Annotated in this window: 10 protein-coding genes; 3 read left to right on the top strand and 7 right to left on the bottom strand. The window is 38.5% G+C overall.

Annotated elements, in window-relative coordinates:
• Positions 1 to 359: 359 nt before the first annotated feature.
• Positions 360 to 1,334, bottom strand: a complete 975-nt coding sequence (locus tag IGL15_RS05475) for an alpha/beta hydrolase (protein ID WP_086300143.1) — start codon at positions 1,332 to 1,334, stop codon at positions 360 to 362.
• Between the two features lie 114 nt (positions 1,335 to 1,448).
• Between IGL15_RS05475 and IGL15_RS05470 the strand changes: the two genes are divergently transcribed.
• Positions 1,449 to 1,883 (top strand): MerR family transcriptional regulator, encoded by a 435-nt coding sequence (locus IGL15_RS05470; protein WP_104765453.1) that lies wholly within the window; start codon positions 1,449 to 1,451, stop codon positions 1,881 to 1,883.
• Between the two features lie 124 nt (positions 1,884 to 2,007).
• On the opposite strand, the gene IGL15_RS05465 is transcribed toward IGL15_RS05470, so the two are convergent.
• The gene (locus IGL15_RS05465) at positions 2,008 to 3,030 is read right to left on the bottom strand and encodes an LLM class flavin-dependent oxidoreductase (protein WP_002299744.1); all 1,023 of its coding nucleotides are present in this window, start codon (positions 3,028 to 3,030) and stop codon (positions 2,008 to 2,010) included.
• Positions 3,031 to 3,210: 180 nt separating this feature from the next.
• On the opposite strand from IGL15_RS05465, the gene IGL15_RS05460 reads away from it, so the two are divergent.
• Together IGL15_RS05460 and arsC are read left to right on the top strand one after the other, a co-directional pair.
• The gene (locus tag IGL15_RS05460) at positions 3,211 to 4,578 is read left to right on the top strand and encodes an ISL3 family transposase (protein ID WP_043921381.1); all 1,368 of its coding nucleotides are present in this window, start codon (positions 3,211 to 3,213) and stop codon (positions 4,576 to 4,578) included.
• 361 nt (positions 4,579 to 4,939) lie between these two features.
• Positions 4,940 to 5,362 carry an arsenate reductase (thioredoxin) gene (gene arsC, locus IGL15_RS05455; RefSeq protein ID WP_438766912.1) on the top strand — a complete coding sequence of 141 codons (423 nt, stop codon included), beginning with the start codon at positions 4,940 to 4,942 and terminating at the stop codon, positions 5,360 to 5,362.
• A gap of 279 nt (positions 5,363 to 5,641) precedes the next feature.
• Here the strand turns inward: arsC and IGL15_RS05450 are convergent, their stop codons facing one another.
• The 5 genes from IGL15_RS05450 to IGL15_RS05430 form a co-directional block, all read right to left on the bottom strand.
• Entirely contained in the window at positions 5,642 to 7,564 is a 1,923-nt protein-coding gene (locus IGL15_RS05450) for a BglG family transcription antiterminator (RefSeq protein ID WP_002288297.1), read from the bottom strand.
• 86 nt (positions 7,565 to 7,650) lie between these two features.
• Positions 7,651 to 9,591, bottom strand: a complete 1,941-nt coding sequence (locus IGL15_RS05445; RefSeq protein ID WP_104765294.1) for a PTS fructose transporter subunit IIABC — start codon at positions 9,589 to 9,591, stop codon at positions 7,651 to 7,653.
• Positions 9,592 to 9,878: 287 nt separating this feature from the next.
• On the bottom strand, positions 9,879 to 10,619 hold the full coding sequence (gene dagF, locus IGL15_RS05440; protein WP_002288301.1) for a 2-dehydro-3-deoxy-phosphogluconate aldolase: 741 nt from the start codon (positions 10,617 to 10,619) through the stop codon (positions 9,879 to 9,881).
• Between the two features lie 12 nt (positions 10,620 to 10,631).
• Positions 10,632 to 11,723, bottom strand: a complete 1,092-nt coding sequence (locus tag IGL15_RS05435) for a DgaE family pyridoxal phosphate-dependent ammonia lyase (RefSeq protein WP_104765293.1) — start codon at positions 11,721 to 11,723, stop codon at positions 10,632 to 10,634.
• Positions 11,713 to 12,819 carry an amidohydrolase/deacetylase family metallohydrolase gene (locus IGL15_RS05430; protein ID WP_002330232.1) on the bottom strand — a complete coding sequence of 369 codons (1,107 nt, stop codon included), beginning with the start codon at positions 12,817 to 12,819 and terminating at the stop codon, positions 11,713 to 11,715. Before IGL15_RS05430 ends, IGL15_RS05435 begins: the two co-directional genes overlap by 11 nt.
• Positions 12,820 to 12,821: the final 2 nt, after the last annotated feature.

The raw sequence follows: 12,821 nt of genomic DNA, 5'->3' as shown, positions 1-12,821 counted from the left end.
CTCCTCGGTCACAAGTCACAATATTCCACAAACATGAGAAGCTATTTTTTGAAATTGCTCCTTGTGACTCAGAGTTAAACGGCAGGCTCACGACCTCTTGGTATAAACGGTGTTCAAAAGCCAGTTTCTCGGTATTAAGCCAAATTTATGCAAAAATGTGGAAAGCCATTTTCACAAAATTTTTCTTAATACTCGAAACTAAGCGGCTTTTTCACAACCTCTTCTTTAAACGGTGCTCAAAAGCTTGCATCTGCGCTAATGAGTCCAACCAAGTCAAAAATGAGGAGCTTTTTTGGCTGTCCTTATTACTTGATGCAGGGCAGTTTTTTCATAATCTCTTTTAGATTAAATCCTTTTGGTTACACAAGGTTCTCTTCAAAGAATGTTGCCATTTTTTCAAATGGAATGATGTCTGTCTGGTCGTATAGATCTGTATGGGATGCTCCTGGAATGATCATGAGTTCCTTGTTGTCACCTTTTAGTTCTTTGAAAGCGTCCTCCCCAAAGTAACGTGAATGAGCTTTTTCCCCGTGAATGACTAAGACTGCATGACGGATTTCTGGAATATAATGCAATAGTTTTGCATTCATAAGTGACAACCCTGATGTCCTATTCCAACCATCATTGGAGTTTAAAGAACGGACATGATATCCGCGGTCTGTTTTATAATACGCATGATAGTCTTTGACAAATTGAGGAGCATCTTCAGGCAATGGGTCAACCACTCCTCCAGCACGTGCGTAGTCCCCTTGTTTGAAATCAATGATACGTTGTGCATTTAATTCTTCACGCATTTTATATCGGGCATCTTCATCCATAGCATCGAAGTAGCCATTGGCTGTTACTCGAGTCATATCGTACATTGTTGAGACGACTGTTGCTTTGACCCGTGTATCGATTGCTGCCGCATTCAATGCCATACCTCCCCATCCACAAATACCGATGATTCCGATCTTCTCAGGGTTTACATTTTTTTGTACAGATAAAAAGTCCACTGCCGCTTGAAAGTCTTCCGTATTGATATCAGGTGAAGCAACATATCGTGGTATTCCTCCGCTTTCTCCTGTAAACGATGGGTCAAATGCAATCGTTAGAAAGCCTCTTTCAGCCATCGTCTGCGCATATAGACCAGACGATTGTTCCTTTACTGCGCCAAATGGTCCGCTCACAGCGATTGCTGGCAATTTCTCTTCACTTACTTCTTTTGGTTCATATAAATCAGCGACTAATGTGATACCAAAACGATTCGGGAAGCTCACCTTTCGATGATTGACTTGCTCGCTTTTTGGAAATACTTTGTCCCATTCTTGGGTGATATTTAATTCTTTACTCATATTCTAAACGCTCCTTTGATCAAAATTGACATTTGTTTTTGAATGTATTATCATGATAAAACTTAAACCTGACTTTAGGTCAAGGGTAAAATTTTAATTTAGGAGGATTTTTTTATGTATTCCATTGGACAAGTATCTGAAATGTTTGGACTTCCTGTTTCTACTTTACGTTATTACGACAAAGAGGGATTATTTCCTGATATCCAGCGTGTTTCCGGTATTAGAAAATTTTCAGAGAGTGAATTAGAGGCTTTGAGAGTCATTGATTGTTTGAAAAAATCTGGTTTAGAAATAAAAGACATCGAGCAATTCATGGAATGGAGCAAAGAAGGCAGTAAGACGTTTGCGGTTCGTAAAGAACTATTCGAAAAGCAAAAAGAAGTTGTAGAAGAAGAAATAACAAAATTAGAAAGAGTACTCGCTATGCTAAATTACAAAAGCTGGTACTATGAAGAAGCAATAAAAACCGGCAATGAAGAAGCCGTATTGAAACTGATTCCTGATGATTTACCCCAACATGTAAAAGAAGCTTATGAACATTCTCACTGAACAAACGGATAACTCACTTTCCTTCTCTATGAACTTCATGAAAACATGAATAAACACCTCTAACTGATTGTTAGAAGTGTTTATTTTTTCACTCAAGTATCCTGCACTTACAGAAATATCCTTTTTATCGCCATCCTAATTCTGGAGCGATATCTTTTACGATTGTTTCAAGCAAATGCATGTTGTATTCAACACCTAAAGTATTAGGAATCGTGACAAGTACTGTGTCTGCTTCTTTGATTGCTTCATCTTCAGCTAGCTCCTTGATTAATTGATCAGGTTCACCAGCAAAAGTTTTTCCAAAAATCGTTGGGTTTCGGTGATAAGCAAGATAGCCGACAGCATCTTGTTGCGGACTACCGTCTTGTCCAAATAAGCGTCGATCCAAATCAGTGGTGATTGGCTGAATCGAGCGAGTAACTAATGTTCTTGGTTCAAAATCATGACCTGCTTGCTTCCACGCTTCTTTATACGCACGTAATTGGTTTGCTTGTTGGATATGGAATGGCTCATGGGATTCGTAATTGACTAATGTAGATGATTGCAGATTCATTCCATGTTGTGCTGCCCAGATTGCCGTTTGCTGCGAACCAGCTCCCCACCAGATTCTTTGTCGTAATCCTTCTGAATAAGGTTCTATCCGTAATTTTCCTGATCCTTGCGGGAACATTGGTTGAGGATTTGGTTCTGCAAATGGTTTTCCTTCAAGTAATTCCAAGAATTCAAGGGTGCGTTCCCGTGTTACCTCTTTGATTTCTTCTTCACTGTAATCATAACCAAAGTATTTCCAGCCATCTAGAACTTGTTCAGGTGAACCACGCCCCACTCCTAGTTGCACTCTTCCTTGCGTGATGATATCTGTCAATCCGGCATTTTCTGCCATATAATAAGGGTTTTCATATCGCATATCAATAAGTCCTGTACCGATTTCAATCTTACTTGTCTTTGCGCCGATTGCCGCTAGCAAAGGAAACGGCGACCCAATCTGAGGGGCAAAATGATGTACGCGGAAAAACGCTCCGTCCACTCCGATTTTTTCTGCTTCCACCGCTAAATCAATCGATTGCAAATAAGCATCTTGAGCTGATTTCACAAGCGATCCTTGCTCCATCCAATGTCCAAAGCTTAAAAAGCCGATTTTTTTCAAGGTAATGACCTCCTTTAAACCTACAAAAATGGAAGGTTTTTTATTTTTAATATGAACTGATTCTACTACTTTTTTTGGTTCAGTATAAATTCTTGTGTAAATAGAAATTAGATAACAAAAAAAGAAGGGTTGTCCCTTACAATGTTAATAACGACAAAAACATGGGGAGCCCTTCTTACTATGAATTATACAGAACTGTCAGTTACTACTCAAGATGTTATGCCTAACAAAGGTGTCTTATCCTTTAATTCTGGTCTTACCGACTTTATTCAAGTTGGCGAGCCAATTCAAAATGAAGGTGGATTAACCTTTGTAGGAAAGCTAGATGAGCGTGGTGATACCTTCTGTCCTAATTGCTCAAGAAAACTAGTTAAAAATGGGTCTTTAGAATCTACCCTTAAGCACGTCGCTATTGGTGGAGTACACACCAATATCAGAGTGTCCTATGCACGTTTTCGTTGTCTTAACATTGATTGCCAATTCAACACTAGAAGCCAGTCTATCCCTTTTAAAGCTGATGGTTATCGCATCACCAAACCTTTAAAAGAATACACTGAGAAACTGTTAAGCTATGGCCTTACTCTAAAGGCAGTGGCTTGGCTTACTGGCTTGGACAAGATGACTGTAAAGTCAATTCACAAGTCTCTTCTACTGTCTAAATTTACAACTGATGGCAAGACACTCATAAAACCTGAAAGGCAGGCAAAATACTTAGCCATTGATGAGTTTAAGCTCCACGATGGCCATAAGTACGCCACCGCAATCATAGACTGGGAAACAGGGTATATTCTCTACTTAGCCCATGGCAAGAAGAAAGCCGTTGTTTTCGAGTTTATGGATCATGTTGGCGATGAGTGGATGTCAAAAGTTGAGGCGGTGGCTTGCGACATGAATTCAGACTTCGAAGAAGCTTTTAAAGGGCGCTATCCCAAGCTAGACATCGTCTATGATCGCTTCCACATTATCAAGAATTTCAACGATAAAGTGGTTTCAGAGATCAGAAAGGATGAACAAAGACGGCTGGCTGAAGAAGGCTCTCCAGAGGCTGCTAAGTTGCTTAAGAACTCACGTTACATCTTGATGTCTAAGAGGTCCACATTAGTTCAGAAGGACGAGGATGCCCGTCAAGGCAAGCTAGTGTCTACTGCTGGTGAAATATTCAATACACCAGAAATAAAGGCTTATGGCGGTAATGAAGCATGGTATGACGAGCTGTTGGAAGAAAACAAGCTCTTCTTCACAATAGACCTCGTCAAAGACTTGCTAGACCAGGCATACAACTCACATGACGAGGTGGAAATGTGCGTTAGACTTGAAGGGATCATAGACATCTGCAAGGCAACTGAGAATAGCCACTTTATTTGGTTTGCGCGTCTCTTAAATAACCATTTGAGAGGGATCTACACGTTCGCCAAATACGGGATATCAACTGGCAAACTTGAGGGTATCAACAATAAGATCAAGACTGAGAGACGTAAGGGTTATGGGTATCCAGATGATGAATACTTCTTTCTGCGATTAATGGAAATATCCCGAAAGGCATCCTAAATCTCACAGCCGTTTACACAAGAATTTATACTGAACCCTTTTTTTCTTAAAAGACGAATAATTGTTCTCGCCTCACAATCAAGAAATGTATCGGCTTACTACACCCCTACTTTCTTCATCATCTGCCGTGTCTTAATCTCTTTTAACAGTCTGTTACATCGTTGATTTTTGACTCAAAATGATTGTTTCTAACATGTATTTATGGTAAAAAAGACAAGATGAGTTCTTTGTACACATCGATTTATACGCTGAACAAAAAGAAATATATAAACTAAGAAACCCATTGTTTTTTTCGCTCCATCACATAGAGTTTACTTTAGATAAACAGTGACATTTACTAATCCATAACGGAGGAAATCAAATGAAAAAAATCTATTTCTTATGTACGGGCAATTCATGTCGCAGTCAAATAGCAGAAGGCTACGCGCGTAAATACTTGTCTCCTTCAATGTTTGAGATCAGAAGTGCGGGAATCGAGACACATGGCTTGAATCCAAGAGCTGTAAAAATCATGGCAGAAGACGGCATCGATATTTCCAAACAGACGTCTGATTTGATTGATAGAGATTACTTTACTCAGGCAGACTTGGTCATTACACTTTGTGGTGATGCCAAAGACAAGTGCCCTGCCATTCCAAACAATCACGAACACCTTCACTGGGACCTAAAAGATCCTGCACAAGCTGTCGGGAGCGAAGAAGAAATATTAGCGGAATTCAGAAAAGTCAGAGAAGGAATCAAAAGAAAAGTTTTAAACTTAAATCAACGTACATCGATCGTATAAAGAAGTATTCAAAATGATTTTTCAAGCACTAAGAAACAATGTTAAAAAAATAGCTTTCCATATTTTACAAAATTGTGCCTTATTGCCGACAAATTGTCTCTTGAACACCGTTTACCAGTAGTCAAGACATCGTAAGCAACTATAAAAAATTATAAGAAACTCAAAATAAAAGGATGTGCCACAACTTTGGCCACATCCTCTTTTTTTGTATTTAGTTTTCTACTTCCAAATAAATAGATAGAATTATTATAAATATAAAGGCAGTTTTTTAATCGCTACTTATTCATAACTAGATAACAACGTTAAGATTTCTAGCGGATGATTGGATTGCATCAACTGAGCCATTTGTTCTGGCTGCTTTTCTAAATAGTGAATAACAGAAAATATTTTTTTGAACTCTGCATGTTTCAAATCATTTTTCTTTATTGCTAATAGCAGTACGATACGTATCTGTTCCCCGTGCCATAGGACTGGTTCTTTCATTGTAGCAATAGAAATCATCGAATGCTTCACATACAGCGGATTACCGTGAGGGATTGTTACAAATGGTGCTACTCTAGTACTGGAGTGACTGTCTCTTTCCAAGACAGAATCGATGAATTCCGGCTCCACATAATGATGTTCCACTAAGACGTTTCCCATAAAGTTTAAAATATCGGCTGGGTCTGTCCGTTCAAGTTGAGGAAAGATCAGAAATGGATGAGTAAAGCTTGCTAGATCAAATGTTTTTTTCTTCTTGATAGGCACATGCTCCAGCATATATTTTGTCAAATAGGCTAGATCAGTTTCTGTGATCATTGGTGAGATCTCGATTACTGGAATGCTTATATGTTTAAATGGTAACGTAGCCAAGATAAAATCAACAGAGGGAAAATCTTGCCTCTTTAATTCTGGCTTATATTCAACTAGATCCATAATCGTTAATTCTGGAAGTTCTCTGTTCAGCCGTGCTTCGAGAAAAGTAGCCATAGCTTTTGAATATTCACTAACTAAAACCGTTTGATATCTTCTACTTTTCTGATGTTTGTGTCGCTCGATCGCTGCTTGGAAATGGATCGTTAAATAAGCTGTCTCCTCTTGTGGAACATAAAAATTTTCCTTTTCAAAATAATCTTCTAAAATTAACTGTAAAACTAAGAAAAGTTGTGTGTACGTACTAAACACATTTTTCGTCAATGGATTAGAAATCTGCAAACCATAATGGAGTCGAAAATAAGTTGAAGATAGATGAGACCTTAAATTTTGTTTTAGTAGCTGATCTTCTTTTAATGAATAGCCTAGAAACTGTTCCACTTGTTCGATCAAATGATCAGCAAGTGCGCTAGATTCCTTTTGAAAACGTGTGGCTGCTTGTGAATTTGTAAAAAGATTGGCGATACGCAAAGCCAGATAATTGATTTCATCAGGAGAAAATTCAATTGGATAGATGGTGGCTAGTTTTGCTAATATTTGACTACTTAACTTTTGTGCTTGGGTGTGTTCCACGACTTCGTTTTCGTCTTTACTTAATTTCACTTTCTGGTACTGTTTCATTCGCTCGAGCATAAAGTAGATGTGAATCTCCACACTAGCCAGTCCATTCGGCTGTTCTAAATGGTTTTCATAAAAAACATCTTGTAATGTATGTTGGATAACTTTTAATGTATCTTTAGCGAAGAATTCTTTCAACGACGGACTTTGCGGATCTTCTTTCTGCATATTTCGTAATGTCTTAACAAGCAACTGTCTTTTTTCTTGTTCATCGCCTTTAAGAAAAGTTCCTAGTTTTGTTTTGGATACTAGCTGTAAATGGTGATACTCAAAAAAGCTTTGCAACTCTGTCAATTCTTTACGAATCGTACGTTTTCCAACATATAGTTTTTCTGAAAGTTCTTCAAGACTAAATCCGTCTTTTGCTACTAGTAGATGGAAAATCAATAACTGACGAAGCTGTTTTTTATCCATTTCTGTTTGAGTCTCTTCATTAAGCGCTCGTTTCAGTTGTTCCCTTTCGTGAGGCAGACCATTCAACAAGATACCTGTACCTTTTTTTCTTTCAAACATTAAAGGCAGATGTTTGTCTCTCAACCAAGTTTCAATGGTATTCAAATCGCTATGAATCGTTCTTTCTGACACATGGAAATGCTCTGCTAGCTTTTTTGTTGTTATATAATTATTGTTCTCACTTAATTGATAGATCAAAGATTGCTGACGCTGATTCATAATGTGCAGAAACTCCCTTCTAAATAAAAAATCGATCATGATAACACATCTATTATGTCTCATCACGGTCGATTTTTCATCTTATGTTACATTTCGCTTAATAATTGGTGAACTGCTGTTTTATCTGGCGCTTCCATCAGTGCTTGACGGAAGTCATCATCCATCAATTTACGTGATAGACGTTGCAGTATTTTCAAGTGCATATCACCTTGGCTGTTTTCAGGTACAGCAATCATAAAGATCATATGTGCAGGTTTTCCATCTAAAGAATGCCAATCTACCCCAGATTGACTTCTGGCAAATGCCACTGTTGGTTTAAGAACATAAGCTGATTTTCCATGTGGAATAGCAATCCCCATACCGATTCCCGTTGTACTTTCATGTTCTCTATCATAGATGACTTCTTTAAATCTGGTTTTATCTGTGATCGCCGCTGTTTTTTCTAAACGTTGGACTAAATCTTCGATTACTCCGTCTTTTGTTGTTGCTGTTTCACCTAAAACGATTGCTTCATCTGACATAATATCCGTGATAGAATCAAAAGTTTCAGTTTTCGTATAAACATCACTTGTTTCAGTCTCTGATAGATCTGCTACTGTCACACCATTTGCTGCAGCAACCGCAGTTTGTTGTAATGTCGGTTTAAGGATTCTTAACATTAGCACGGTTACAGCAATACCAGCAATCACTGCTACAAAAAACATGGCTACGTGATCCACTGCTCCTAAAACCGCTACGATCGGACCGCCATGAGCTACATGATCTGTCACTCCTGAAAGCATCGCGATCACACTTCCTGTCATTGCCCCGACTACAATGCTTGGAATCACCCGTAGTGGATCTGTTGAAGCAAACGGAATAGCGCCTTCTGTAATCCCAAACAGTCCCATTGCTAAGGACGCCTTACCAGCTTCTCGTTCTGTTTTCGTAAATTTGGTTTTTAAAATCAATGATGCCAGCCCCAATGCTAATGGAGGGATACAGATAGCTACAGCAATTGGCCCCATAATGGAATAATTGCCTTCTGCAATCAAGCCAGATCCGAACAAAAAGGCTACTTTATTGAACGGCCCCCCCATATCAAAAGCAATCATCGCTCCTAAGATCATAGCTAGAACAATTTCACTTCCTCCTTGCATACCTGCTAAAAAGTGAGTCAATGAACTAAATAGAAGAGCTACTGGTTCTCCAATAACATAGATAAACACAAAACCAACTGCCAATGATCCTAAAATTGGGATAACAATAATTGGCATGATCGATTGTAAAGCTTTCGGTACTCGCACTTTCTTGATTCCTAAAGCAATGAATCCTGCTAAAAATCCAGTGATGATCCCGCCTAAGAATCCCGCATTCGCATCACTACCATATAATGCTCCGTTTGCCGCTAACATCCCACCAACAAATCCAGGAACAAGTCCTGGACGATCTGCAATACTTTGCGCAATAAATGCAGATAGAATTGGAACCATCAACCCCATAGCGATACTTCCGATACTATTCATCGTTGCCCAAATCGTTCCTTCTGGTATCTTGATCCCTTCAGGTGTAGCTGTTCCTCCTAATGTTAAAGAAATCGCGATCAATAACCCTCCTGTAACTACGAAAGGTACCATGTACGAAACGCCATTCATCAAACTCTTATAGATTTTTTTACCTAAATTTTCTGATTCACTTTTATTTTCGGAAGAAATAATTGCCTCCGTACTTTTATAGACTGGCGCTTTTCCTGCTAAAATATCTCTCACCAACTCATCTGCATGGTGGATTCCTTCTTGCACACCTACGGTTATCAAAGGTTTACCGCCGAATCGTGATTTATCTATTTTAGTATCTGCTGCGATGATTACACCAGCTGCTTCTTCGATATCTCTTGCAGTCAATTCATTTTCAATACCGATGGAACCATGTGTTTCGACTTTTACCTCGGCGCCAACTGCTTTCCCCGCTTTCTCTAAGTTTTCTGCTGCCATGTATGTATGGGCAATACCAACTGGACAGGATGTGATTGCAATAATTTTTTTCATTTTCCTACCGCCTTTCTACATTTATAGTATATAAAAACGGTTTCTTTTTATTAAGCACAAAATGATTCCGTAATAACTGAAATTCTTGGAATAAATAGAAATTTCGCTAAAAAAATTGATATACGATTTATTATGTTGAATAAAATAATATTGGAAAATCTTACATTTCTGTACTTCTGCTTACGTACATCTAAATTATTATCTACATTAACAATTTCCGTAATTAATTATAAAAAGCTTATTCCATTTAATTTCATTCTGGAATAAGCTTCTTATTTTCTAATGAGTTAGTGAATAATTTTTTTTACCATGCTTAATAGTATCTTTACGTCTCCTATACGCGTATCTCCTGTTTCTTTATCTATAATTGAACTATAAACATGAGGAATCACTTTTTTTACACCTGCATCGATTGCAATTTTCAGAATTTCTTCAAAGTTTGAAAGATCAATTCCTCCTGTTGGCTCTAAATAGAATTCATATTTTGCGCAAGCTTCCGCAACTGCTTTAAATTCTTCCCTATGTGCTAAGCCTTTCATCGGGAAATACTTGATTGAAGTACCTCCCATGTCTTGCAGCATTTGAATGGCAGTTTCAATAGGCACTTCAGCTGCTGGCGCTTGTGAACTTAACGGACCTGTAGCAATATTGACATAGCCGATCTTACCTGTTGGTGAAACCAATCCATTGATGACTGTATCATTTTGGCCCAATAAAGCACGAGAAGTCCCCACGCCAGTAAATACTTGATTGACATGTTGTGGTTGTAAAACCCCAGATAAACGCGAAACCATCTGACTTTGGTTTGGATCTCCAGCGCCTAATCCAACTGACAACGCATTATTGGTTGCGTCTTGGTACCTTTTCATATCTTCGATTGCTGCTTCATCGCTAGCATAATTTTTCGATAGCACACCTAGTACGACATGCCCTTCTGCTGCTTCATAGCATGCTTTTGCATTTTCAACTGAATGAGCTAATACATTTAAACATACACGATTTTTATAATAATTTGGGATAACTGACAATTTAAAAGCCTCCTACATGATTTCTCTCAATCTTTTTATAATTTTTTCCATTTCGTTTTGGCTGACAGAACGAATGTCGAACTCAATGATTCCGTTATTTGCTTGATATTCTCGGGTGTAGACTGCTGGATTTCGTGCTTTTAATTCCTGAATGACTACTTTCGCACTTTTATCGCCATTAATCGTTACACTTGCTCGATAAATATCTCTGCCGGCACCATCTTGAACTATTTTCGCTGTTAGGTCAGGAAGTTGATTGATTGCGTTAACAAAAGGCGCTAATCGTTGCTTCATGGAGTCACCGGATTCGCTCCCATTTTTTAAATAATCTTCTAGTGCCTGGGTAAAGCCTAAAATATTATCTTTACCGATTTTCATTGCTCGGCCAATACCTTTAGACTGTAGCCGAATCCATTGAATATACTTCTTTTTTCCTATGACCAGTCCGGCACTCGGACCTTCGATTGCTTTTGCCCCAGAGTAAATCACTAAGTCAACGCCCATTTCGCTATATTTGAATAAATCTTCTTCCGCAGCTGCATCAACGATCAATGGCAAACGATGAGCTTTGGCAACTTCTACCATTTCTGCCACCGTCAGCATACTTTTCTGAACTGCATGATGACTTTTAATATATAGAAGCGCAGCAGTTTTTTCCGTAATCATCATGGAAACATGTTCCGGTGTACACATATTTGCATAGCCAGCTTCTATGACTCTTCCTCCACCTTGAGCAACCATTACTTCAACCGGTGTCCCATAATCTACATTATGTCCCTTAGGTATGATGATTTCCCGTCTAGCGATTTTTTCTGTATAGGGATGATAGACATGGTACATGTCGCCCTGTCCGATTAAAGCAGCAACAGATTGAGCAATCCCTGCTGAAGCAGAAGAAACGATTTGCGCATCTTCCACTTTCAGTAATTGAGAAAGATAAGCGCCGATTTTGATGGCAAGATCACTCATCTCAAAAAAATGTTCGCCTCCAAATCGTTGTGCTGCTAGGACACTTTCAGATACCTTAGAAACCCCTAGGATCGTCATTTTTCCCGATGCATTAATGACTTCTTTTAAATCAAACTTTCCATAGCTAATTGTCATATATGACGCCTCCAATAATTGTTTTAATCGGTAAAATTTGTTCTTTAGCTATACGTGTAAATCCGTTGGAATCTTTCAATTCCTTTTCATTTTCAACAATCTCAAATATCGTCAAATCTGCATCATAATTGACAGCTAACTGGCCCTTATTCTTCAAATGAAAATTCCGTGCAGGAACTGCTGTAACTTTTTCAATGATTTCTTCCCAAGAATAGCCGACTACCCTCAATTTTTCTAAAGTAGTTGCTAGATCAAAAACTGGGCCATTTGTACGATTGCGGATGTAGATATCCGTACTAATAGAGGTAGCTTTCATTCCTGCTTTTAGTGCGGTTTCTGCCACATGGAAATTAAAGCTATCCGTCCCATGTCCAATATCAAAGACAACACCATTATTGTAAGCATCCCAGACAAAGTTTTTAATTTGATCTGTCTTTGGATCTAAAATACCGTTTGGTTTTCCATTAAAACAATGGGTCAATACATCGCCTCTTTCCATTCTTGACAATACTTCTTCTAACTCAGGAGGTGCAGAACCGATATGAACCATCAATGGCAGATCATTGTTTTCTGACTGGATTTTTTTAGCTAATTCTAATGGCTTAATGCCATTTTCACCAACAACTGTCTTACTCATTCTCGCTTTGATCCCGACAATAAATTCCGGCAGTTCTGCTAACGCAGTACTTACTAGATCTTCTTGAATCTTTGTTAGATCAGCAAGTTCATCTTGTTTGACAATGCCCCATTTAGAGATATTCATTAGCGCATACACATTTGTCTTGACCGATTTCGTCAATTGATAAAATTCACGGATGTTTTCTGCTCCCGTAGTTCCAGCATCAATGACCGTCGTCACACCTTTTTCGACCCCTATCTGATCAGGATAGTCATAATAAAGACTCATCTTTTCATAGCAGTGGACATGATCATCGATCCACCCAGCGGATAAATAATACTTTCCCTCCAAGTCAACTACTTCTTGCGCCGGCTGATTTATTTCTGCTGCAACTGCTTTAATCATGCCTTTTTCTATAGCGACCTCTATTTTAGATCCATCAACCAACCTTCCATTTTTAATCAAAGTATCAAACATTT

It is taken from the genome of Enterococcus sp. DIV0436a (assembly GCF_051711605.1).
GTDB lineage: Bacteria > Bacillota > Bacilli > Lactobacillales > Enterococcaceae > Enterococcus_B > Enterococcus_B faecium.
Note: the sequence above shows the minus strand (reverse complement) of the source record. Positions and strands in the feature narration are given on the sequence as shown.